Source organism: Rhizobium sp. WYCCWR 11152, from assembly GCF_013087615.1.
In the GTDB taxonomy this organism is placed as follows: Bacteria; Pseudomonadota; Alphaproteobacteria; order Rhizobiales; family Rhizobiaceae; genus Rhizobium; species Rhizobium indicum.
Window position 1 is genome coordinate 259388 of the sequence record NZ_JABFCP010000011.1, and the last position, 22264, is coordinate 281651.

Here is a 22264-nt window from a genome sequence, read left to right on the forward strand (position 1 = left end):
ACCTAACCCGGCCGCCAGCCGATCTCGACGAGGATGTTTCCGGGCGCCGTGCAATAGAATAGCCAGCCGCCGCGCATGGCGACCGGCGGGCCAGACAGATCCGCACCGGCAGCCACAAGCCCGGCATGGACCGCATCGACGTCCGCCCTTTCGGGCAGAATGAAGCCGATGTGATAGGTCTGGCGCCCGATCTCCACTTGATCGGCGGTGCCGAATTTTGCGATTGCGTGGCTGAGGACGATTTCGAGGCCGGCATCGTCTTCCAGGATCGCGAGGCCGTTCTGGCCGCGCATATCCTTAAGCCTCAGGCCGAAATGGCGGATCAAGAAATCCGCCGTGGCAGCGATATCGGGAACGTGGAAATCGAGATGGTTCAAGCGCATGACAGTCTCCGTTCGAAAAAATCCCGGGACTGCCTTTTTGCCGTCTCCGCACGCCGCCGGGATCCCGCATCTTCATGCGGATCACGTCGCGGGTTCTCGTGCCGTGGCACGGAGCAGAGCTTCGCCACAGCGCTTAACGCTCCAGCGGAAGGGATCGGGCTTACCTCAACCGATCCTGCCTTTTTCGACGAGGCCGATCTAGCAGACGGCATCGGTTTCGGCAATGGATGGGTCGGCGCATCTGGAGGATCCGGATTTTCACCCTAATATCAACAGGTGGATGTCGCGTCCCGCCGGCCGCTCGATCACGGCGCCCCCGGCGACGCTTCCCGAAGGATTGAAGCGCGGCATGGGCATTCGTGTCGTGAACTCTATCCGGTGAGGCGTAGAGTGATATTATTCAGGCATTGGGAGGGATGGACATGAAAGCTGCAATCATCGGCCTCGTCGGCACGCTCGTTCTGGCGGGATGCAACACCGTCAGCTATAGCGGACCGGGCCTCGAACCCATCCCCGGCAGCATTACCTATAGCGGCCAACCGCGCACCAAGCTCACCAAATCACCCCCCGGCTCCGCCTTTCCGCATGATTTCATCGACCAGTACGGCCGGCAGGTCGAGGAAACCTACATCATCCAGCCCGACCGGAGCCTGATCATCGCGCATCGGCAATACAAGCCGATCCGGTTTTTCGGGGATTAGAGCCTTTCCTGGTCAGATATGAAAAGGAGCGAAGCAGGCATCATAGACCGCAACAGGCGGTTTAGAGGCCATGGGTCTGGATCAAATCCGCAGTGTCTTCGGCGATCGCCGCTTAACGGACTTCGAGTCTGGATTTCAGCCCGAGCCGGATCAACCCGTCAGGGCCAGCCAATCACCGATCGTTTTTCCGGAACGCCGCGTGGAGTGGATGGCCGGAGCCGGCCGCTGTTGGGTTGCCATCGTCCTTCGGATTTCACGCGGGCTCAGCCCGAATTCGTGGATGAAGGCGCGCGTAAAATTGGCGGCGACCTCGAAACCGGCGGCTTCTGCGATTTCTGAAATCGGCCTGTGGTCGGCCGAATTGCTGAGATCCGCATAGGCCTGCAGCAATCGCCGCTTGCGAATATAATTGAGCACGCCTCCGCTCGCCTCAAACAGTTGGTAAAGCCGCGTACGCGAAATCCCCAACGCGCGGCACATCACGTCCGGTGTCAGGTTTTCCGAATGGAGATTGACGTGAATGTAGCGGTGCGCCCGCTCCATCAGTCCCATATTGGCCTGGTTTTGACCGGTATCAGTCCTTGTGGACGATGCGGCGCCCGCAACGACCATATCGCCAATGGTTTGGATGATCCGGGGCACTTCCTCTATCGTCAGATTGCCGAGGTTCGTTTCGAGGCCCGTCAGATAGCCCGTGAGCAACTCGGCGTGGCTGCCCGAAAGAACCGTGTTGCCGGCGCTCTGGAGAAGGCTCGCATCGCGAGCCAGCATCTCATACGGCAGGAACACGAGCAAAGCTTCGGTATCGGTCGTCCGTCCGCGATAGGGGCTGCCGAGAGACATGAAAAATATCTCGCCGGCACCGGTCTCGGTGACACGACGGTTGACCTCGGTCCAGGCCTGGCCGCTGCGCTGCAGGCCGACGTTCCAATGGTCGATGGGGCTCGATCGAAGCATGGCCTGATCGCGGATATATCTGTGGGCATGCGCGCGCTGCTGGACGATGAGGATATCGCCGAGCTGCCAGCCGGTCTGCTCCGCGAGGAATCCGTCTTCGGGTGATTTTCCCTCCGGCAGATGAACATCCACGAGCGGCGCCATATGTGCCCGCCAGGCCTGGAATTGTTCTGCCGGTGGCAGGTCCTGCGTCGAGAATCGCAGCGGCTCGAGTGCAGGGGAGGCATGGGGTGGGCGTTCCTTGCGCATAGCCGGTTCACGCGGCCAGCGCCGCCGCTCCATATGCGCCGGCCGTTCCTGTTCCGCGGCAGGATCATCGTCGGATTCAGACCCTGTAGCCATCCAATTCCTCCAGCGCATAACCCGACCCGAGCCATGGAAATTGAGAAAAGCAATTGTTTTTGCGGCTGAAATCTCCGCAGAACTCCGTCTGAAAAAGCGGAAGTGCCCGAAGATTCTCCTGCATAAGTTGTTTATCATATTCCTTTTCGCTCTGAAATGTACGGAGCGATAATTTCCAGGACGCGAGGATAACGACAATTGCCTTTCTTAGCTGTATCTAAATAAGCATCGGTTCATTCCAAAAGAAAAACCGGACGAATAAAATATTCGCATGATCGAACGACTTGGTTTCGCGATATGTCGAAGTAAATATCGAATATCCCATAGCAAACTCTGAAAACACGGGAGGTAGTCGTGAACTATCTTGGCAGGATTCGTGCGCGCTCTGTAAAATCTTCGGCTCGTGATGCAAATTGTCCATCCGGAATACACCACGCTCCCAAGAGAGTTCTTGTCACCGGCGGTGCAGGTTTCCTCGGATCCCATCTCTGCGAGACGCTTTTGGCCTCCGGACACCAGGTGATCTGCCTCGACAATTTTTCCACCGGCATGCGGCGCAATATCACCCATCTGAAGCGAGTCGATCGCTTCAATGTCATCGCCCACGATATCGTCCACCCGCTCGATCTGGAAGTCGACGAGATCTACAACCTCGCCTGCCCGGCATCGCCCCCGCATTATCAGGCCGATCCGATCCATACGACTAAGACCTGCGTGCTGGGCTCCCTCAACCTTCTGGAGCTGGCCGCGCGCACCGGCGCACGTATCCTTCAGGCATCCACCTCCGAAGTCTACGGCGACCCGAACGTCCACCCGCAGGTCGAAAGCTACTGGGGCAACGTCAATTCGTTCGGGCCACGCTCCTGCTACGACGAGGGCAAGCGGTGCGCCGAGACGCTGTTCTTCGACTTCCACAACACGCACGGCGTCGAGATCAAGATCATCCGCATCTTCAACACCTACGGCCCGCGGATGCGTCCGGACGACGGCCGCGTCGTCTCGAATTTCATCGTTCAGGCCCTGACGGGGCAAGACATCACGATATATGGCGACGGTTCCCAGACCCGCTCGTTCTGTTTCGTCGATGATCTCATCGGCGGCATGGTCCGCATGATGGCCTCACCGTCGTCGCTGACGGGGCCGGTCAATCTCGGCAATCCTGGCGAATTCACGATCCGGGAGCTGGCCGAGCAGGTGATCGGATTGACCGGCTCCCGGTCGCAAATCATCCATCGCGCTCTGCCGGTTGACGATCCCCGTCAGCGTCGCCCCGATATTTCGCTTGCCATGCAGGAACTCGACTGGCGGCCGAAGATCGACTTGTCGAGCGGCTTGCGTCAGACGATCGACTATTTCGATGGCGTTCTCACCCGTCCGGCACGCGAACTGGAGGCGGTCTGATGGCTGCGCCCCGGGTCCTTGTCACGGGCGGTGCCGGCTATATCGGCAGCCACACCGCCAAGCTCCTCCGCTCGGAGGGGATTGAGCCTGTCGTCTACGACAATCTCACGACCGGAAACCGTTCGTCCGTGCGCTGGGGCCCTTTCGTCGAAGGTGACGTCCTCGACACGTCATGCCTGATCGAGGTCATCGAGAAATATGCTCCCGATGCCGTCATCCACTTTGCCGCCTCGGCCTACGTCGGCGAGTCCGTGGAAAACCCAGCGAAATATTACAATAACAATGTCTGCGGTGCATTGTCGCTTATCGATGCCTGCCGGCAGACGGGGCTTCAAAACGTCATCTTCTCATCGAGTTGTGCCGTCTACGGCGTCCCCTCCGTGCTGCCGATCGATGAGACGTTGCCGAAGGCTCCGATCAATCCCTACGGCAAGACCAAGCTGATCTTCGAGCATATGCTCGCCGACTATGCGGCGGCCTACGGCCTGCGGTATGTTGCCCTGCGCTACTTCAATGCCTGTGGAGCCGATCCGGACGGCGAGCTTGGCGAATGGCACGTTCCGGAAACCCATCTCATTCCGCGGGCGCTGCTGGCCGCGGCCGGCCGGATTCCGCACCTGGAGATATTCGGCGATGATTACGATACCCCTGACGGCACCTGCATAAGGGACTATATTCACGTCGCAGATCTCGCGCGCGCCCATGTTCAGGCCTTCACCCATCTCGCCAAAGGCGGAGCAAACCTCGCTGTCAACCTCGGCACCGGTCGGGGTTTTTCCATCAGGGAAGTGCTGCGCGTGATTCAGGAAACGACCGGGTGTGAAGTCCCGGTCGTCATCCATCCACGCCGGCCGGGCGATCCGCCCAGCCTCTACGCCGACGCCAGCCTGGCCCGCGAGACGCTCTGCTTCCAGCCTCGATATTCCGACCTCGAAACCATCGTGCGGACGGCGGCTCCGTTCTTCGGACTGGAGGCGCGCGCGTGACCGAACTTGCGATTACCCGAGCGATGCATGCTCCGGAACCCTCCCACGAGCCACTTCTTGTCCCGGTTCTGACCGGACATCGACGGGCCGAATATCTGTTCTCGGCGGCCGTATGGTCCTGCGCCTTCGCCTATTTCTGGATCTGGTGGCTGGAGCCGCGCCATCACGTCGATGCTTTCGGCACAATTACGGTGAGCCTCGTTCTTGCCTGGGTTACCGCTCTGCCGGCCTATTTCATCGTCGTCTTCTATCGGGCGGCAAGACCGAACGGTCCCTTGCGCCTGCCGGCGGGCAGTCGAGTGGCCATGGTCGTGACCAAGGCGCCGGCCGAACCCTTCTCGGTCGTCCGTGAGACCCTGCTGGCAATGCTTGCCCAGGAGGTGGAACACGACACCTGGCTTGCCGACGAAGACCCTTCCCCCGAGACTCTCGACTGGTGCTCCGGGCACGGGGTCCTCGTCTCGACCCGCAAGGGGCGATCCGATTATCATCGGACGTCGTGGCCCCGACGCACGCGGTGCAAGGAAGGCAACCTCGCCTTCTTCTACGACCACTACGGCTACAGCCGCTACGATTTCGTGGCGCAACTCGATGCGGATCATGTTCCCGCGCCCGACTATCTCTTCCATATGCTGCGTCCGTTCGCCGATCCAAAGGTCGGCTATGTCTCCGCCCCCAGCATTTGCGACAAGAACGCTTCCGAAAGCTGGTCGGCACGTGGAAGGCTCTATGCCGAGGCCAGCATGCATGGCTCGCTCCAAGCCGGTTACAATGGCGGCCTGGCGCCGATGTGCATAGGGTCGCATTACGCGGTACGTACCGTCGCCCTCAAACAGATCGGCGGCCTCGGTCCGGAGTTGGCTGAAGACCATTCGACGACATTGATGATGAATGCCGGCGGCTGGCGGGGTGTGCATGCGCTGGATGCCATCGCCCATGGTGACGGCCCCAGAACCTTCAGCGATCTCGTGACGCAGGAATTCCAGTGGTCGCGCAGCCTGGTCATGGTGCTGTTGCGGTACTCGCCCAGCCTCCTCGGCCGGCTGCCGCCCCGGCTCAAGTTCCAGTTCCTCTTTTCGCAACTCTGGTATCCGCTTTTTGCGTTCTTTATGTTGCTCATGTTTGCATTGCCGATCATCGCGCTCGTGCGCGGCCAGAACTTCGTGACGGTGACCTACCCCGATTTCCTGGCGCATTTCGCACCGCTTTCTATCGCTCTCGTGGTGATGGCTTATCGCTGGCGCGCCAGCAGCTCGTTCCGCCCCTACGACGCCAAGATCCTGAGCTGGGAATGCATGCTCTTTCTCTTCGCGCGCTGGCCCTGGGCGCTCGCCGGCACGCTGGCTGCGGTGCACGATTTTGTGACAGGCTCCTTCGTCGATTTCCGCGTCACGCCGAAAGGCCGGTCGGAAGTCGATCTGCTGCCGGTGCGTGTCCTTGCGCCCTACGCTGTGCTGGCGCTCATGGCGGTATTGCCTGCCCTGGCAATCGGCGATGCCGGCGCCTCCAAGGGTGGCTACTTCTTTACCATCCTGAACGCCGCAATCTACTGCGCGCTGCTGTTGGTCATCGTCGGGCGCCATTCGAAGGAAAATACGGTTGCGGCGGCCCCGCGTTTCTACCGTCCGGCGATGGCGACCGTGCTTCTTGCGCTTGTCGCGTTGCCGGGCGCTGCAACCATCATGCGCGGAAAGGATGCGACCGAGGCACTCGCCTGGGGCAGCGGCCGCCTTCAGCTGTTCGAAGAGCGCTACGCCGCCTCCGGTGCAGGCCGGGGCGGGACCGCCCTGCGCACGATCTTCTTCAAACCACGATGGATTTCCGATCCGGAGGAGATCCAACTGAGAACGGATGCCGCTCACCCGGATGTGCGGCCGAGCGTGGAGGAAATACACAATGCATAGCCCATCCAAAATAGCCCTGTTGTCGTTAACCGGCCTGTTGCTGTCGGGAGTCGCGGTCCTGCCTACCGCTCTGGGCAGTTCTGCCGAAGGGCAGCCGCTTGCAATGACGATATCGTCCATTGCGCCGCCGACCAAAATGCCGGTCGTCACGAAGGAGTCGATCACGTTCGGCGCCTATGATCCGCACGGAGATTTAGGCGCCTCGCCCGATTCGAAGATCGAACACCTCTTCCTGCCCTGGGAAGATGTCGATCTGCGCACGCTCGTCCTCGCCGACGATTATGCGCAAGCGCGTGGCCGCACCCTGCTGATCTCGGTCGAGCCCTGGACCTGGTCGACCGGTTCGCGCCAAACCTCGCAGGAACTGCTGCACAGCATCCTCAACGGTTCGCGCGATGCGAACATGGCCGCCGTCTGCTCGACTGCTGCCAAGCTGAAAAGTCCGGTCATCATTCGCTGGGGACAGGAAATGGACGAAACCGACAGCCAGTTCTCCTGGTCGCATTGGCAGGGCGACGATTATGCCAAGGCCTATCGCCGGATGGTGGAGGTCTGCAAGGTCCACCTGAAGACGGCCAAATACATGTGGTCACCGAAGGGCAATGAGGGGCTTCAAGCCTTTTATCCCGGCAACGATGTCGTCGATCTCATCGGGCTCTCGGTCTTTGGCCTGGAGCAATACGACAGAGACAAGACTGGCCGTGACCAGACGTTTGCCGAACACCTTGCGCCCGGATACGCCCGTGTCGCTGGTTACGGCAAGCCCATCATGGTTGCCGAACTCGGCTACGAAGGCGGCGATTCCTTCGTGCGAAACTGGGCTGAGAGCGTAACGAAACGCTATCCCCAGTTCCCGGCGCTCAGCGCCGTTATCTACTTCAACGACCGTGAAGTCTATCCGTGGCCGGACGGCTATGGCCGCCCCGACTGGCGGGTCGTCCGCCAAAGCATCAATTGAACAAGAAGGAACCTGAACATGTCCATGCTTCAAAAAATGTTCCTGGCCGCGGCCCTGACCAGCGGTATCGCCACGGCCGCGTCCGCTGCCGGAACCAATGAGCCTGCGGGGATCGAGACCGCAAAGCCGATGAGCAGCGCGGAAATCTATCGGCTCTACAACCAGAATTCCTGGATGTGGAAAGCCGGCGCCGGCTACTTCTCCGCAAAGGCGCGTCGCTTTACCGCCTGGTCGCGGGAAAATGGCTCGCCGTCCTTCGGCACGGGCCGCTGGTTCATCACGGAGTCGGGGAAACTCTGCTTCAACGCCGACTGGCACGCCAAGACCGGAACGGCGACGGCAATCACCTGCTTCAGCCACCGCAAGAAGGGCGGCCTGATCTATCAGAAACGCGAACCGGACGGTGAATGGTACGTTTTCAAGAGCGCACCGGCACAAGCCACCGACGAATTCGCAAAGCTTCGCCACGGCGACTACGTGAGGTCTCAATTGGGGAGGATTGAGACGAGCGTCAGTAAGACCAAATAAAGGCGAAGCTAGGGGTTGCGCGCGGCCGAGGCGCCATCTGTATCCTTGTAGGAGCCGATGCCTGCGCGCAACCCTTTTCATAAAAGATTGCGAAGCGCCTTCAAAAGGCGGCGAACGGACGGCCGGGGCAGCTGGAGCGGGTGAAGGGAATCGAACCCTCGTATTCAGCTTGGGAAGCTGCTGCTCTACCATTGAGCTACACCCGCGATGATGCGAGATTTCCAACAGATGGGGGCCGCTGTCAAGTCGCGCCGGGTGCAACGCTTCAGATGCGGAAGTGTTTCGAGAGTTTCAGGCCCTGGGCCTGGTAGTTGGAGCCGAGGCCGGAGCCGTAGAGGCTGGCGGGCTTTTCCTGCATATGTTCGTAGACGAGGCGGCCGACGATCTGGCCGTCTTCGAGGATGAAGGGCACTTCGTGGCTGCGCACTTCGAGCACCGCGCGGCTGCCGCGTCCGCCGGCAGGCGCATGGCCGAAGCCCGGATCGAAGAAGCCGGCATAATGGACGCGGAATTCGCCGACCAGCGGATCGAAGGGGGTCATCTCGGCTGCGTAATCCGGCGGCACATGCACGGCCTCGCGCGAGACGAGGATATAGAACTCATCGGGATCGAGGATCAGCTCGTTACGGCCGCGGCTGTGGAGCGGTTCCCAGAAATCGAAGAGGTCGTGCTCGGCCTTCTTGTCGACGTCGACGACGGCAGTGTGATGTTTGCCGCGATAGCCGATCAGGCCGTCCTTGTCTCCGGCGAGGTCGATCGACAGGGCAATGCCGCCGCCGGAAACATTGGGCAGCTTGCTGGCAACCAGCGTCTCGCTTTCATGCAGCTTCAAAAGTTCCGGCTCGCCGAGCAGGGCCTGGCCGACGCGGAAACGGATCTGCGACAGGCGTGAGCCGCGGCGCACGACGATCGGGAAGGTGCGCGGGCTGATTTCGAGATAGAGCGGGCCGGAATAGCCTGATGGAATCTTGTCGAATTCCTGGGCGTAATCGGTGATGACGCGGGTGAAGATATCGAGGCGCCCGGTCGAGCTCTTCGGGTTGGCCGATGCCGACATCTCGGCCGGCAGCGCTAAGCTCTCCATCAACGGCACGATATAGACGCAGCCGGTTTCAAGCACCGCGCCTTCGGAGAGGTCGATCACATGCAGGCTCAGCCGGTCGAGCTTGTCGGATACCAGATGCGAGGGGCCGGGCATGAAGCTGGCGCGCACGCGAAAAGCCTTGCCGCCCAAGCGCAGGTCGAGGCTTGCCGGCTGGATCTGGTCGCGGTCCAGCTCCCGCTCGGAGATCAGACGCCCCGTTTCGAACAGCGCGGAGATCGCGCGATCCGCCAGAATTCCCGTTTCGCGAGCCATCATGCCTCATCCATCATTTGCGCCGACAAAACCAAACTCGGGGAATTGACGCAAGCAGCTAACAGCAGTATTGCAGAATTATCCCGTGGTGATTTGGCCGGTCGGCTTGCAGCCACGTTAAATAAGTGGCTAAAAAGACCGGGTTGAAACCGGTCTGCTTTTGCGACCGGTTTTTTTGTTATGTGAAGGTGATGGCATGAGCAAGACCTGGCGCCCGGCAACCCAACTCGTCCACGGTGGCACGCTGCGTTCGCAATATGGCGAGACGTCCGAGGCAATCTATCTCACCCAAGGCTTCGTCTACGAGACGTCGGAGGCGGCCGAAGCCCGCTTCAAGGGCGAGACGGAGGGCTTCATCTACGCCCGCTACGGCAGCCCGACCAACGACATGTTCGAAAAGCGCATGTGCATGCTGGAAGGCGCCGAAGACGCCCGCGCCACCGCTTCCGGCATGGCCGCCGTCACCGCGGCGATCCTCTGCCAGCTAAAGGCCGGCGATCATATCGTCGCCGCGCGTGCCCTGTTCGGCTCCTGCCGCTGGGTCGTCGAGACGCTGGCGCCGAAATACGGCATTGACTGCACGCTGATCGACGGCCGGGATCTGGCGAACTGGGAAAAGGCGATCACGCCGAAGACCAAGGTGTTCTTCCTGGAAAGCCCGACCAATCCGACGCTCGAAGTGATCGATATCGCAGGCGTTGCCAAGCTCGCCAACCAGATCGGCGCCAAGGTCGTCGTCGACAACGTTTTCGCGACACCGCTCTTCCAGAAGCCCTTGGAGCTCGGCGCCCATATCGTCGTCTATTCCGCCACCAAGCATATTGACGGACAGGGCCGCTGCCTCGGCGGCGTCGTCCTTTCCGACAAGGAATGGATCGACGAGAACCTGCACGACTATTTCCGCCATACCGGCCCGGCCATGTCGCCGTTCAATGCCTGGACGCTGCTGAAGGGCATCGAGACGCTGCCGCTGCGTGTGCGCCAGCAGACCGAGAATGCGGCGAAGATCGCCGATTTCCTGGCCGAGCAAGGCAAGGTCGCCAAGGTCATCTATCCCGGCCGCAAGGACCATCCGCAGGCCGATATCATCGCCAAGCAGATGACCGGCGGCTCGACGCTGGTCGCCTTCGAGCTGAAGGGCGGCAAGGATGCGGCCTTCGCGCTGCAGAACGCGCTCGAGATCATCAAGATCTCCAACAATCTCGGCGACAGCAAGAGCCTGATCACCCATCCGGCAACGACGACGCACAAGAACCTGACCGAAGAGGCACGCGCCGAACTCGGCATTTCTCCGGGTACGGTCCGCCTTTCGGCCGGCATCGAGGATACCGACGACCTGATCGAGGATTTCGCGAAGGCGCTTGCCAAGGTCTCGGCCTGATCGACAGTCATGACGGCCGGACCCCACCCGGGTTCGGCCGGATCTCACCAAGGTGAGGCCGTGCCGGACCTCACTGGGTGAGGCCGGATCTCACCAAGGTGAGACCGGGGGGAACAAGTTCGCTCGCCGCGGCGTTCCGAAACGGAATTAACACTGACAATTAGGCTTAACGATCGAAAACCCCTCGGATCACAGCCATTTCAGCGATGATAATTGTTCCGTTTCTTGACGGACAGGGCCTCTTATAAGATACGGGTAACATATCTTGACTAAGGTGCAAGGCATGTATCGCGCCCTCACAAGAGAGATCGAAGTAGTCGTCGAGCCGTTCTATCTGGAGGAGCAATCCGATCCGGAAGACGACCGCTATGTCTGGGGTTACCGGATTGTCATCAGCAACAATTCCGGCATAGCCGTTCGGCTGGTCAACCGTTACTGGAACATCACCGACCAGAACGGCCAGGTGGACGAGGTGACCGGCCCCGGCGTCGTCGGCGAGCAGCCGCGGCTCAGCCCCGGCGACACCTACGAATATTCCTCCGGCTGCCCGCTCGACACACCCTCAGGGCTGATGTTCGGCCATTACCAGATGGAAACGGACGACGGCGAGATGTTCGATGTCGACATCCCCGCCTTCTCGCTGGACTCCCCGGGGCTGCTGCGGGTGCTTAACTAAACGCATGATCCCAAAATCGAGCGCGGGTTGAAGGCGGCAGAAGGCCTAAGCGCGTCCTATCGGGCGCAAGGGATCCAGACGTCATTTTCATCAGTCATCTACTAAAGCGCGTCGCGATCCTTCAGATTCGCGTACCGCACTTTAGGTCTTTGTTTTTCGCATGTCTTTGCAGCAAAACCGCTGCACACTTTGGCGAGACATGCTTTAAAGGTCAAAAGGATCCGAGGCCTGAGTACCTGGCTTTGCTTCAAATGGATCTTTTGATTGTGGCGGTGCCGGCTGTTGGGCAACGGCAGCATTTACCGCTTTTTGGCAGGCGAGCATCTCGTCGGTTGCCTTGACGGAATTTTTTAAACTCAGGGCAACAATCTCTTTTCCATTAAAGGTCGCGCGAAAGCTCAATTTACGAGCGAACTCGGCAACCAAGCTCGAATCCTTGAAGTCGATCCATAATGCCTTAAAGCCATCAAGGTCCACGGCGCTCGCATCAACCGTCCACTTTGAGCGATCTAAATAAAATTCAAGGGGATACTGCTTGCCGTCTTCCAAGGATTTCCAGTTTACATTTCCGATCAGAATGTAAAAAGGACTTTCCTTTTTGACATAATTGAAGCCAAGACGAAAAACCGTGCCGTCTTCAAAGGAAGTCAGAACAAAGCAGCCGTTGCCTAGAGTCTTGTCGACGACCACTTTCCAGCCGCCGACTTCTTTCCATTGGACTGTCTCGTCATCAGCCAAGCTCAATCGTGGCATCGCAGCTATGAGTGCGAGTACAAAAAACAAAAGTCGCATCAACGCCCCATCCCGCTTTCTTAGGCCAGAACCAATGAAACAGAATAGGTGCACAGTGACTACGCAAAGTCGAGTCACCGTGCTGTATCATCGCTAATCTTTTATTGTTCGCTGTGTGTGTCCTTAACCGCGCCTATTCAGCCGGCTGAAGTTCGGCCGGCTCGAAGCGATAGGTGGTCGAGCAGAATTCGCAGGTGACGGCGATTTCGCCATCTTCCTGGCTGGCTTCGATCTCCTCGGCCGAAAAGCCCTTCAGCACGCCCTTGATCTTGTCGCGCGAGCAGCTGCAGCGGTCGAAGACGGCGCGCGGTTCGTAGACGCGCACGCCTCGCTCGTGGAACAGGCGGAACAGCAGCCGCTCGGTACCAACCAGGGGGTCGGTCAGTTCATCGGCGTCGATGGTCTCGACCAGCGAACGTGCTTCGAGCCAGGCATCGTCCTCGCCATGCGGGCGGCTGCCGGTGTCGCCGTCGCCGCCGTGGAGATCCGGCTGGCGCATGCGCTCCGGCGCTTCCGGCAGGAACTGGGCAACGAGGCCGCCTGCCCGCCAGCGATGGCGCGGCTTTCCCGCATCGTCACGGTCGAAGAGTTCGGCCGCGGCGAGACGGACGCGCGTCGGGATCTGCTCCGATTGGCGGAAATAGACGCCGGCAATTTCTTCCAGCGTGGTGCCGTCGAGCGGAACGATGCCCTGGTAGGGCTGGCTGAACTTGCCCTGGTCGATGGTGAAGGCGAGAATGCCCTTGCCGAGCAATTGCTCAGGCTCGGTTTCGCCTGACTCGACGGCCTTGTTGAGCAGCGCCTGATCGAAACGGGCATAGGCGCGGACATTTTCCGGCGTCGAGAAATCGGCGACGAGAAGATCGACCGGGCCGTCGCCCTTGGTCTGCACCGTGAACTTGCCGTCGAACTTCAGCGACGTGCCGAGCAGCACCGTCAGCACGACGACTTCGGCAAGCAGCCGGGCAACGGGTGCGGGATAATGATGGCGCTCGAGGATGGCATCGAGCATCGGGCCGAGCTGGACGGCGCGGCCGCGCACATCCAGCCCCTCCACCTGGAAGGGGACGACATGGTCATCGCCGGCGAAATCGAACTGGCCGAGGGCGGCTGCAGCTTCTGCCATGGCTTTTCACTCCTAGTTTCAGAGCGATGGGCCAGCGTGCCCTTCGCTCACGCGGTCGCGAGTCTGTCTCTCGCGACGTCCGATTATGGTTCAGATCGCGCCCAGGCACCAAGCAAGAATCGACTTCTGCGCATGAAGACGGTTTTCCGCTTCATCGAAGACCACGGATTGCGGACCGTCGATCACATCATCAGTCACTTCCTCACCGCGATGGGCGGGCAGGCAATGCATGAACAATGCATCATTGCCGGCTTTGGCCATCAAGGCCGCGTTGACCTGATAAGGCTGGAAGACATTGTGACCCCGGGCCCGATGTTCCTGATTCATGGAGACCCAGGTATCGGTCACCACGCAATCGACGCCGGCGACCGCACGGTCGGCATCATGGCAGAGCATGATTTCGGCGCCCTCATTGCGGGCCCAGTTCAGATAGTGATCCTTGGGCTCGGAGCCAAGGGGTACGGCCATGTTCATGCGGTAGCCGAAACGCGCGGCACCCTCGACCAGCGAATGCAGCACATTGTTGCCGTCGCCGGTCCAGGCGATGGTCTTGCCCTTGATCGGGCCGCGGTGCTCTTCGAAGGTCATGATATCGGCCATGATCTGGCAGGGATGGGTGTCATCCGTCAGCGCATTGATCACGGGCACGGTCGCGTGCTCGGCAAGCTCCAGCATCCGGTTATGGTCGGTCGTGCGGATCATGATCGCATCGACATAGCGCGACAGCACCTTGGCGGTGTCGCCGATCGTCTCGGCGCGGCCAAGCTGCATCTCGGTGCCGGACAGGAACAGCGTTTCGCCGCCGAGCTGGCGCATGCCGACGTCGAAGGAGACACGGGTGCGCGTCGACGGCTTCTCGAAGATCATCGCCAGCATCTTGCCGGCGAGCGGCTTGTCGCCCGTGCCTGCCTTGAAGGCCTGCTTGCGGGAAAGCGCATCGTTCATGATGGTTCTGAGATCGGCTGATGTGACTGCCGAAAGATCGAGGAAGTGTTTTGGGCTCATATCGTCTTCTTACCTGTGCTGCGCCCGAAGGCGGCAATTTCTTCAAGCCGTCTTCTTGATCTTGGAAGCGCGGATGCTCTCGGCGGCGCGCTCGACGCGGGCAAGGCCCTCGCGGGCTTCCTCGGCGGTGACCACGAGCGGCGGAAGAAGGCGGATGACATTATCGCCGGCGGGCACGCCGAGCAGATGGGCGGCGCGGATCGCCTGCAGCAGTTCGGCTGAGGGAACGGCAGCCTTGATGCCGAGCAAAAGGCCCTCGCCCCTGATATCCTCGATCACATCGGGATAACGATCCTTCAGCGAGGCGAGGCCCTGCCGGAAGACAAGTGCGACGTCGCGCACCTGCTGGAGGAAGCCATCGGCAAGAATGATGTCGAGCACGGCGCTGCCGACGGCCATGGCAAGCGGATTGCCGCCATAGGTCGAGCCATGCGTGCCGGCCTTCATGCCGGAGGCGGCCTCTGATGTGGCAAGACAGGCGCCGAGCGGGAAACCGCCGCCGATGCCCTTGGCAACAGCCATGATGTCGGGGGTGACGCCCGACCATTCATGAGCGAAGAGCTTGCCGGTGCGGCCGACGCCGGTCTGGACCTCGTCGAGGATCAACAGCAGGCCGTTGTCGTCGCAGAGCTGGCGAAGCGCCTTCATGAACTCAGGCGTGGCAGGACGGACGCCGCCCTCGCCCTGCACCGGCTCGATGAGGATGGCGGCCGTCGCCTCGGTGATCGCGGCGCGGACCGCTTCGATATCGCCGAAAGCCACCTGATCGAAACCCGGCGCCTTGGGGCCGAAACCTTCGAGATATTTTTCCTGGCCGCCGGCAGCGATCGTCGCCAGCGTCCGTCCGTGGAAGGCGCCTTCGAAGGTGATGATATGGAAGCGCTCGGGATGGCCCTTGGAAAACTGATAGCGGCGCGCCGTCTTGATCGCGCATTCGAGCGCCTCGGCGCCCGAATTGGTGAAGAACACCTTATCGGCGAAGGTGGCGTCCGTCAGCCGTTTTGCCAGGCGCTCCTGGCCGGGGATCTCATAGATGTTCGACAGGTGCCAGACCTTGTCGGCCTGCTCCTTCAGCGCGCCGACCACATGCGGATTGCTGTGGCCGACGGAGGTGACGGCAACGCCGGCGCCGAAATCGAGATATCGCTCGCCAGTTTCGGTGATCAGCCATACGCCCTCGCCTCGCTCGAACCGCAGCGGGGCACGAGAATAGGTGTCATAAAGCGGCGCGGCTTCAGCCATGGCGCGATCTCCATCAAAGTTGCCGGGCAATGACTCCGGCTAAGGAAACCAGGCCCGAAAAATCAAAAATGCCGCCTTGCGGCGGCGAGTGGCACTATTTCCTTTTCGCGCTGCAATGTCAATAAAACGGCGCCCTTAGCGTATGCAGCACAGGTGTACAGCGGCATTTTCAGTCTTCAACAGGCATTATTGCAGAAATGACACGCAGGGGCAGCAAGTTGGGGAAAACTACGAATTCGATTCATCCGGATTCATGCGACTCTTGTCACGGAGTCAGGCTCACACTAGGTTAAAGATCAATTACTAGACTGCATGCGGCGGAACTAGTCACCAAAATTGATCAAGCGTTTCTTGTTTCGGAGCTCCCGGGACAACGGTGAGGGATTCTGCCATCACCAACGCAAAAGGTGGAGACAGGGCATGAACTGGACAGACGAGCGGGTCGAGAAACTCAAGAAACTTTGGGCCGAAGGACTGAGCGCCAGCCAGATCGCTGCGCAGCTTGGCGGGGTCAGCCGAAACGCGGTCATCGGCAAAGTGCACCGGCTGTGCCTTCCCGGCCGTGCCAAGGCCGGCGGCACCAATACCGCGGCGCGAACGCCGAAGCGCAATACATCGGCGCCGCGCGCGCCGAACTTCGCCTCCCGGATCACGACCCGCACCGTCACCCGCCAGCAGGGCGCGACGATGCTGAAGGAAGAGATCGAGATCGAAACGATCGAGGAAATGGAATACGTGCCGCGAGGCAATGTGGTGGTGCCGATTTCGCGCCGCCTCGGCCTGACGGAACTAACCGAGCGCACCTGCAAATGGCCGGTCGGCGATCCGCTGAAGGACGACTTCCATTTCTGCGGCTGCGAGTCCCCCGACAATTCGCCCTATTGCGGCTATCACCAGAAGCTTGCCTACCAGCCGGTGAACGAACGCCGCAGGGCAGCAGCGCGGGCCAGTTGAGCGCGGGCAACCATCGTTAGAATGCAGAAAGCGGGCCGATTGGCCCGTTTTTTTATGCGCGGATGGAAGCTCAGGCTTCCCTCCGTTATGCTCGGCCTTGTGCCGAGCATCTGATCACCCCAATGACTTGAGGGTAAAACCTTTATTTTCAAATACTTAATTTAGCGAGCGCAGATCCTCGGCACAAGGCCGAGGATGACGTCGCGGGTTTTGCCAGGGCTTTGTCAGCAGGCTCAGATGGAAGCCCTCAGGCTTCCATCGAATAACCGGCGCCGCGGACGGTGCGGATGACGTCCTGCATGTTGGAGAAATTCAGCGCCTTGCGCAGGCGGCCGACATGGACGTCGACGGTGCGCTCGTCGACATAGATATCGTGGCCCCAGACGCCATCCAACAGCTGCGAGCGGGAGAAGACCCGGCCCGGCGACGACATCAGGAATTCCAGCAGGCGGAATTCGGTGGGGCCGAGGCGGACTTCGCGGGTCTTGCGATGGACGCGATGGGTCTCGCGGTCGAGCTCGATGTCACCGCATTTCAGCACCGTCGACAGCACCTCGGGGCGGGCGCGGCGCAGCATCGCCTTGACGCGGGCAACGAGCTCGGGGGTCGAGAAGGGCTTGACGACATAATCGTCGGCGCCCGTCGACAATCCACGGACACGCTCGCTCTCCTCGCCGCGCGCCGTCAGCATGATGATCGGCAGGCGCTCGGTTTCCGGCCGCATGCGCAGGCGCCGGCAGAGCTCGATGCCGGAAACGCCGGGCAGCATCCAATCGAGGATGAGAAGATCGGGCGTGCGCTCCTGGAGCCGCATTTCGGCTTCATCGCCACGAAGGATGGTATCGACCTCGAAGCCTTCCGCTTCGAGATTGTAGCGAAGAAGCACGCTGAGGGCTTCCTCGTCTTCAACAACTGCAACTCTCGGGATCATGCGTGTCGGTCTCCTCGCGCATGATCCTTAAACCAGGGTGATTTAAGCAGTGCATCCTGCGCAAATTCAAAAATTGGCTGCGACCTCTTTGCGCGCCCGGACGGGCGCGCACGCAATTGACTGTGCGGGCGGTTATTCGGTGACCGCGCCGACGGTGTTGGCGCTGTCATCCTTCGGACGATCACCTTCCGGCTGCGCGCCTGTCGCCATGTAAAAGATCGTCTCGGCGATGTTGGTGGCATGGTCGCCGATGCGCTCGATGTTCTTGGCGCAGAAGAGAAGATGCGTGCAGCTGGTGATGTTGCGCGGATCTTCCATCATGTAGGTCAGGAGTTCGCGGAACAGCGAGGTGTACATCGCGTCGATCTCGTTGTCGCGTTCACGGATCGCATTCGCCTTGTCGGCTGAACGATTGGTGTAGACATCGAGCACTTCCTTGAGCTGGACGAGCGCCAGCTCGGACAGATGCTCGAGGCCGCGGGCAAGCTTGCGGGGAACGCCGGTGCTTTGGACGGCGATGACGCGCTTGGCGGTGTTCTTGCCGAGGTCGCCGACGCGTTCGAGATCGGCGGCGATGCGGATCGAACCCATGATTTCACGCAGGTCCGAGGCCATCGGCTGACGGCGGGCGATCGTGACGATCGCCTTGTCGCCGATTTCGCGTTCGGCGTGATCGAGGATCACATCGTCCGAGATGACCTTCTGCGCCAGCGCCGTATCGCCGTTGACGAGGGCGCGCACGGATTCGCCGACCATCTGCTCGGCCAGGCCGCCCATTTCGGAAATCCGCCTGGACAGGAACTTCAGATCATCATCGTAGGCAGAAAAAATATGTGTCGATGCCATGGGGCTTTATCCTCGAATAACGGGAAGGCTTGGTGTCGCCAAAATCAACCGAAGCGACCCATGATGTAGTCCTGGGTGCGCGGATCGTCGGGATTGGTGAACATCTTGTCGGTGTCGTTCTCCTCGACGAGGTTGCCGAGGTGGAACATGGCGGTGCGCTGCGAGACACGCGCGGCCTGCTGCATGGAGTGGGTGACGATGACGATCGTATAGTTCTCGCGCAGCTCGTGGATCAGCTCCTCGACCTTGGCGGTGGCGATCGGGTCGAGCGCCGAGCAGGGCTCGTCCATCAGGATGACTTCCGGGCTGACGGCGACGGCACGCGCAATGCAAAGGCGCTGCTGCTGGCCGCCGGACAGGCCGGTGCCAGATTCATGCACGCGGTCCTTGACCTCGTTCCAGAGACCGGCGCGCTGCAGGCTGGTCTCGACGATCTGGTCGAGGTCGGCCTTCGACTTGGCAAGGCCATGGATGCGCGGGCCGTAGGAGACGTTTTCGTAGATCGTCTTCGGGAACGGGTTCGGCTTCTGGAAGACCATGCCGACGCGGGCGCGAAGTTCGACGACGTCGATATCGGGATCATAGACATCGTCGGTGTCGAGGGTGATCTTGCCGGTGACGCGGCAGCCGTCGATCGTGTCGTTCATGCGGTTGAGGCACCGCAGGAAGGTCGACTTGCCGCAGCCGGACGGGCCGATCAGGGCGGTTACGGTGTTTTCGCGGACGTTCAGGTTCACATCGAAAAGCGCGCGCTTCTCGCCGTAGTAAACCGAGACATCCTTTCCGATCATCTTATACGGGACGTTGCTCATCTTGTGATCCAGCGCCTTTTCAACTGCAGCTTCCGTCAACATGTTCATGATGTGTAACTCCGTTTACCAGCGGCGCTCGAAGCGACGACGCAAGAGGATGGCGCCCATGTTCATGACGATCAGGAACAGGAGCAGGACAATGATGGCACCCGAAGTACGCTCAACGAAGGCACGTTCTGCCTCGTTGGCCCACATATAGACCTGTACGGGCAGAGCCGTCGAGGGATCGAGCGGTGTCGTCGGCGCGTTGGCGACGAAGGCGACCATGCCGATCAGGAGCAGCGGCGCGGTTTCGCCGAGCGCGTGCGCCAGGCCGATGATCGTGCCGGTCAGGATGCCGGGCATGGCGAGCGGCAGCACATGGTGGAACACCATCTGCATCTTCGAAGCGCCGAGGCCGAGCGCTGCGGCGCGGATCGACGGCGGCACGGCGCGCAGTGCCGCACGCGTCGCGATGATGATCGTCGGCAGGGTCATCAGCGTCAGCACCAGGCCGCCGACCAGCGAGGCCGAGCGCGGCAGGCCGATGAAGTTGATGAAGACGGAAAGACCGAGCAGGCCGTAGACGATCGAAGGAACCGCGGCGAGGTTGTTGATGTTGACCTCGATCAGGTCCGTCAGCTTGTTCTTCGGCGCGAACTCCTCGAGATAGATCGAGGCGGCGACGCCGATCGGCAGGGCAAGCACGAGCACGATCAGCATCAGGTAGAGCGAGCCGATGAGGGCGACGCCAAGGCCTGCGGCCTCCGGACGGCTGGAATTGCCGTTGACGAAGAGGCCGGTGTTGAACTGCTTGTGGAGAGCGCCGCTCGCCTTCAGCTCGTTCATCCAGCCAACCTGCTTGTCGTTGACCTTGCGGTTCTTCTCATCGACAGAGAGGTCGATCTGGCCCTTGTTGGCGCTGTCGACATTGGCGTCGGCGAGCACCGTGACATTGACCGTCTTGCCGATGATCGACGGATCGGCCATCACCATATCGCGCAGCTGGATCGGCGCACCCTTGGACAGCATGGCGGATGCATCGCGCACGTCGGGACGGCTCGAGGCATTGACGTTCAGCTGCTTGACGATCGCGTCGCGCAAGAGAACCGGGTAGTTGGCGGCGATCAGCACCGAAGGGTCGGTCGCACGCTTGTTGCTCGGGTCGATCGTCTTCTCGGAGAATTCGATCGGCAGGGTGACCGCCGTCTGCTGGAAGGCGGTGTAGCCCTTGCCGATCACCGTCCACAGCAGGATGAAGAGGAAGACGAGACCGAAGGTGATGGCGGCAATGCCATAGGCCTGGAACCGGCGCTCGGCGGCGTAGCGGCGCTTGATACCGATATCGCGGCGCGCTGGCGCCTTGGAAACGGTGACGCCTGATGTGGGAGAAACAATATCCGTCATTCGTACTGCTCCCGGTATTTGCGCACGATGTAGAGCGCATAGATATTGAGGCAAAGCGTGATGCAGAAGAGGGTGATGCCGAGGGCAAAAGCAACCAGCGTCTGCGGCGAGGTGAACTCAAGGTCGCCGGTCAGCTGGTTGACGATCTTGACGGTCACCGTCGTCATCGGCTCGAAGGGGTTGATCTGGATGCGGGCAGCCACACCGGCGGCCAGCACGACGATCATGGTTTCGCCAATGGCGCGCGAGGCGGTCATCAGCAATGCGCCGACGATGCCGGGAAGGGCTGCGGGCAAGACCACTTTCTTGATGGTTTCGGAGCGTGTGGCACCAAGACCGAGCGAACCGTCACGCAGTGACCCCGGCACGGCGGTGATGATATCGTCCGACAGCGAGGACACGTAGGGGATCAGCATGATGCCCATGACGATGCCGGCCGTCAGAACGCTCTGCGCCTGGATGAAGTTGCTGTAGTTGCCGGAGAGGAGGCCGCTGACCTGGGCGGAAAAGTCGCGCAGGAACGGGCCGACGGTGACGAGCGCGAAGAAGCCGTAGACGATCGTCGGAATACCGGCGAGCACTTCGAGGAGCGGCTTGGCGACCCCACGCACCTTCGGCGAGGCGTATTCGGCCATGTAGATGGCGGCGAAGAGGCCGACCGGCACGGCGACCAGCATGGCGACCAGGCCGATATAGATCGTGCCGAGCAGCAGCGGGATCAGGCCGAACTGACCGAAGGACGAGCTGCCGGCGCCGGCAAAGCGCGGATCCCAGACGGTGCCGAAGAAGAAGTCCATGGCGGGAACGGCCGCGAAGAAGCGGGCGGCTTCCGACAGCATGGAGAAGACGATGCCGATCGTCGTCAGAATAGCGATCGAGGAGGCAAGCAGCAGGCCCCAGAGCATGACGCGCTCGACCCGGTTGCGGGCGCGGAAGCGCGGCGCGATGGAGCGCAGCGCATAGAAGGCGCCAGCAACGGCGAGAGCGAAGACGATCGCCGTCATGGCGATGCGGCTCGTCATGCTCATGGCGTTGAGCTTTTTGGCGGCGTCGAGCATGTAAGGCAGCGGTTGGCTGGCAAGCGGCACACCCTTTTCGAGGAGCTTGGCCTGCAAGGCAGCCGGATCGTTGGCGACCGCGGCAGCTTCATCCGAGGTCAGCATCGTCAGGCCGCGGGCAACTGTTGCCACCGTCGAATAGCCGAGGTCCTGCTCGACCGGGGCTTGAGCCCTGATGTCCTCGGGGAAAGCGCCGCGAACCGAGGACTGGATGATGCCGGGGCTGACGGAGAGCCAGACGCAGAGGACGAGCAAGGCGGGAAGAATTGCCCAGATCGCCGCATAGGCGCCGTAATAGGCCGGCCGTGAATGCAATGCGGAGGACCGGCCTCCGGCAAGCGCCGTGGCACGGTTGCGCGCGACCAGATAGGCGGCGACTCCGATCACCACAAGGCACAAAAGTATGATGGATGTGCTCATTCGTTACGTCCCCAGGCCCATAGCCCCAAAAAGCCCGGCAGCTTGATCAGCCTGCCTTCAGCTTCCAATCATGGAGAAGGAATTCCAACCCTGCAGCTCCGGAACCGCCGGCGCGCAG

The 22264-nt window shown here is 60.9% G+C and carries 21 protein-coding genes, 1 tRNA gene and 1 riboswitch; of the genes, 9 read left to right on the plus strand and 13 right to left on the minus strand.

Translation table 11 applies throughout. From position 1 onward, the window contains the following. Positions 1 to 2 precede the first annotated feature (2 nt). Entirely contained in the window at positions 3 to 383 is a 381-nt protein-coding gene (locus G9X67_RS22795; protein WP_171599756.1) for a VOC family protein, read from the minus strand. A gap of 422 nt (positions 384 to 805) precedes the next feature. On the opposite strand from G9X67_RS22795, the gene G9X67_RS22800 reads away from it, so the two are divergent. Continuing rightward, positions 806 to 1084, plus strand: a complete 279-nt coding sequence (locus tag G9X67_RS22800; protein WP_003545212.1) for a hypothetical protein — start codon at positions 806 to 808, stop codon at positions 1082 to 1084. Positions 1085 to 1234: 150 nt separating this feature from the next. On the opposite strand, the gene G9X67_RS22805 is transcribed toward G9X67_RS22800, so the two are convergent. Then, positions 1235 to 2383 carry an AraC family transcriptional regulator gene (locus G9X67_RS22805; protein WP_171599968.1) on the minus strand — a complete coding sequence of 383 codons (1149 nt, stop codon included), beginning with the start codon at positions 2381 to 2383 and terminating at the stop codon, positions 1235 to 1237. A 354-nt stretch (positions 2384 to 2737) separates the two neighbouring features. Between G9X67_RS22805 and G9X67_RS22810 the strand changes: the two genes are divergently transcribed. From G9X67_RS22810 to G9X67_RS22830, 5 genes are read left to right on the plus strand one after another with little or no spacing between them, the layout of a single operon-like run. Continuing rightward, complete coding sequence (locus G9X67_RS22810) at positions 2738 to 3784, plus strand: UDP-glucuronic acid decarboxylase family protein (protein WP_138388186.1); 1047 nt, start codon at positions 2738 to 2740, stop codon at positions 3782 to 3784. After that, positions 3784 to 4770: a UDP-glucose 4-epimerase GalE gene (gene galE, locus G9X67_RS22815; RefSeq protein ID WP_131661678.1), complete on the plus strand. Its 987-nt coding sequence runs from the start codon at positions 3784 to 3786 to the stop codon at positions 4768 to 4770. The genes G9X67_RS22810 and galE overlap by 1 nt, the downstream gene beginning before the upstream one ends. Beyond that, complete coding sequence (locus G9X67_RS22820; RefSeq protein WP_171599757.1) at positions 4767 to 6674, plus strand: glycosyltransferase family 2 protein; 1908 nt, start codon at positions 4767 to 4769, stop codon at positions 6672 to 6674. The genes galE and G9X67_RS22820 overlap by 4 nt, the downstream gene beginning before the upstream one ends. A 19-nt stretch (positions 6675 to 6693) precedes the next feature. Then, positions 6694 to 7632, plus strand: coding sequence for a glycoside hydrolase family 26 protein (locus G9X67_RS22825; RefSeq protein ID WP_171599969.1), 939 nt, complete (start codon positions 6694 to 6696; stop codon positions 7630 to 7632). An 18-nt stretch (positions 7633 to 7650) separates the two neighbouring features. Next, the gene (locus G9X67_RS22830; protein WP_171599758.1) at positions 7651 to 8160 is read left to right on the plus strand and encodes a DUF995 domain-containing protein; all 510 of its coding nucleotides are present in this window, start codon (positions 7651 to 7653) and stop codon (positions 8158 to 8160) included. Positions 8161 to 8292: 132 nt separating this feature from the next. Here the strand turns inward: G9X67_RS22830 and G9X67_RS22835 are convergent. Both G9X67_RS22835 and G9X67_RS22840 read right to left on the minus strand, forming a co-directional pair. Then, a tRNA-Gly gene (locus G9X67_RS22835) sits at positions 8293 to 8366 on the minus strand. A 59-nt stretch (positions 8367 to 8425) separates the two neighbouring features. Then, a complete protein-coding gene (locus G9X67_RS22840; RefSeq protein WP_012755918.1) occupies positions 8426 to 9520 on the minus strand; it encodes a 2'-deoxycytidine 5'-triphosphate deaminase in 1095 nt (364 codons plus the stop codon). Between the two features lie 72 nt (positions 9521 to 9592). Then, a riboswitch (SAM riboswitch) is annotated at positions 9593 to 9671 on the plus strand. A 42-nt stretch (positions 9672 to 9713) separates the two neighbouring features. On the opposite strand from G9X67_RS22840, the gene G9X67_RS22845 reads away from it, so the two are divergent. Next, positions 9714 to 10898, plus strand: a complete 1185-nt coding sequence (locus G9X67_RS22845; RefSeq protein ID WP_171599759.1) for an O-succinylhomoserine sulfhydrylase — start codon at positions 9714 to 9716, stop codon at positions 10896 to 10898. 283 nt (positions 10899 to 11181) lie between these two features. Beyond that, positions 11182 to 11574 carry a Co2+/Mg2+ efflux protein ApaG gene (apaG, locus tag G9X67_RS22850; protein ID WP_003545191.1) on the plus strand — a complete coding sequence of 131 codons (393 nt, stop codon included), beginning with the start codon at positions 11182 to 11184 and terminating at the stop codon, positions 11572 to 11574. Between the two features lie 204 nt (positions 11575 to 11778). On the opposite strand, the gene G9X67_RS22855 is transcribed toward apaG, so the two are convergent. The 4 genes from G9X67_RS22855 to G9X67_RS22870 all read right to left on the minus strand — a co-directional run bounded on the left by G9X67_RS22855 (position 11779) and on the right by G9X67_RS22870 (position 15739). Continuing rightward, complete coding sequence (locus G9X67_RS22855) at positions 11779 to 12366, minus strand: hypothetical protein (RefSeq protein ID WP_138332416.1); 588 nt, start codon at positions 12364 to 12366, stop codon at positions 11779 to 11781. A gap of 133 nt (positions 12367 to 12499) precedes the next feature. Continuing rightward, positions 12500 to 13492 (minus strand): Hsp33 family molecular chaperone, encoded by a 993-nt coding sequence (locus tag G9X67_RS22860; protein ID WP_130761654.1) that lies wholly within the window; start codon positions 13490 to 13492, stop codon positions 12500 to 12502. A 90-nt stretch (positions 13493 to 13582) separates the two neighbouring features. After that, entirely contained in the window at positions 13583 to 14497 is a 915-nt protein-coding gene (gene argF / locus G9X67_RS22865; protein WP_138332415.1) for an ornithine carbamoyltransferase, read from the minus strand. Between the two features lie 42 nt (positions 14498 to 14539). After that, complete coding sequence (locus G9X67_RS22870; RefSeq protein WP_138332414.1) at positions 14540 to 15739, minus strand: aspartate aminotransferase family protein; 1200 nt, start codon at positions 15737 to 15739, stop codon at positions 14540 to 14542. A gap of 420 nt (positions 15740 to 16159) precedes the next feature. Here G9X67_RS22870 and G9X67_RS22875 point away from each other — a divergent pair, with 420 nt between their 5' ends. Beyond that, entirely contained in the window at positions 16160 to 16693 is a 534-nt protein-coding gene (locus G9X67_RS22875) for a GcrA family cell cycle regulator (RefSeq protein ID WP_012755911.1), read from the plus strand. Positions 16694 to 16940: 247 nt separating this feature from the next. Here G9X67_RS22875 and phoB read toward each other — a convergent pair whose 3' ends face one another. The 5 genes from phoB to pstC form a co-directional block, all read right to left on the minus strand. After that, the gene (gene phoB, locus G9X67_RS22880) at positions 16941 to 17624 is read right to left on the minus strand and encodes a phosphate regulon transcriptional regulator PhoB (protein WP_003545181.1); all 684 of its coding nucleotides are present in this window, start codon (positions 17622 to 17624) and stop codon (positions 16941 to 16943) included. A 132-nt stretch (positions 17625 to 17756) separates the two neighbouring features. Then, on the minus strand, positions 17757 to 18470 hold the full coding sequence (gene phoU / locus G9X67_RS22885) for a phosphate signaling complex protein PhoU (protein WP_003545180.1): 714 nt from the start codon (positions 18468 to 18470) through the stop codon (positions 17757 to 17759). A 44-nt stretch (positions 18471 to 18514) separates the two neighbouring features. After that, positions 18515 to 19330 (minus strand): phosphate ABC transporter ATP-binding protein PstB, encoded by an 816-nt coding sequence (gene pstB, locus G9X67_RS22890; protein WP_003545178.1) that lies wholly within the window; start codon positions 19328 to 19330, stop codon positions 18515 to 18517. 15 nt (positions 19331 to 19345) lie between these two features. Next, positions 19346 to 20668: a phosphate ABC transporter permease PstA gene (gene pstA / locus G9X67_RS22895; protein WP_138332413.1), complete on the minus strand. Its 1323-nt coding sequence runs from the start codon at positions 20666 to 20668 to the stop codon at positions 19346 to 19348. Next, positions 20665 to 22146: a phosphate ABC transporter permease subunit PstC gene (pstC, locus tag G9X67_RS22900; protein ID WP_029875431.1), complete on the minus strand. Its 1482-nt coding sequence runs from the start codon at positions 22144 to 22146 to the stop codon at positions 20665 to 20667. The genes pstA and pstC overlap by 4 nt, the downstream gene beginning before the upstream one ends. Positions 22147 to 22264 lie beyond the last annotated feature (118 nt).

Coding starts and splice junctions, on each gene's coding strand:
- phoU (WP_003545180.1), bottom strand. CDS start 18,470: ATGGCATCGACACATATTTTTTCTGCCTACGATGATGATCTGAAGTTC.
- pstB (WP_003545178.1), bottom strand. CDS start 19,330: ATGAACATGTTGACGGAAGCTGCAGTTGAAAAGGCGCTGGATCACAAG.
- G9X67_RS22875 (WP_012755911.1), top strand. CDS start 16,160: ATGAACTGGACAGACGAGCGGGTCGAGAAACTCAAGAAACTTTGGGCC.
- G9X67_RS22795 (WP_171599756.1), bottom strand. CDS start 383: ATGCGCTTGAACCATCTCGATTTCCACGTTCCCGATATCGCTGCCACG.
- G9X67_RS22855 (WP_138332416.1), bottom strand. CDS start 12,366: ATGCGACTTTTGTTTTTTGTACTCGCACTCATAGCTGCGATGCCACGA.
- G9X67_RS22805 (WP_171599968.1), bottom strand. CDS start 2,383: ATGGCTACAGGGTCTGAATCCGACGATGATCCTGCCGCGGAACAGGAA.
- G9X67_RS22840 (WP_012755918.1), bottom strand. CDS start 9,520: ATGATGGCTCGCGAAACGGGAATTCTGGCGGATCGCGCGATCTCCGCG.
- apaG (WP_003545191.1), top strand. CDS start 11,182: ATGTATCGCGCCCTCACAAGAGAGATCGAAGTAGTCGTCGAGCCGTTC.
- pstA (WP_138332413.1), bottom strand. CDS start 20,668: ATGACGGATATTGTTTCTCCCACATCAGGCGTCACCGTTTCCAAGGCG.
- G9X67_RS22870 (WP_138332414.1), bottom strand. CDS start 15,739: ATGGCTGAAGCCGCGCCGCTTTATGACACCTATTCTCGTGCCCCGCTG.
- argF (WP_138332415.1), bottom strand. CDS start 14,497: ATGAGCCCAAAACACTTCCTCGATCTTTCGGCAGTCACATCAGCCGAT.
- G9X67_RS22800 (WP_003545212.1), top strand. CDS start 806: ATGAAAGCTGCAATCATCGGCCTCGTCGGCACGCTCGTTCTGGCGGGA.
- G9X67_RS22845 (WP_171599759.1), top strand. CDS start 9,714: ATGAGCAAGACCTGGCGCCCGGCAACCCAACTCGTCCACGGTGGCACG.
- pstC (WP_029875431.1), bottom strand. CDS start 22,146: ATGAGCACATCCATCATACTTTTGTGCCTTGTGGTGATCGGAGTCGCC.
- galE (WP_131661678.1), top strand. CDS start 3,784: ATGGCTGCGCCCCGGGTCCTTGTCACGGGCGGTGCCGGCTATATCGGC.
- G9X67_RS22830 (WP_171599758.1), top strand. CDS start 7,651: ATGTCCATGCTTCAAAAAATGTTCCTGGCCGCGGCCCTGACCAGCGGT.
- phoB (WP_003545181.1), bottom strand. CDS start 17,624: ATGATCCCGAGAGTTGCAGTTGTTGAAGACGAGGAAGCCCTCAGCGTG.
- G9X67_RS22860 (WP_130761654.1), bottom strand. CDS start 13,492: ATGGCAGAAGCTGCAGCCGCCCTCGGCCAGTTCGATTTCGCCGGCGAT.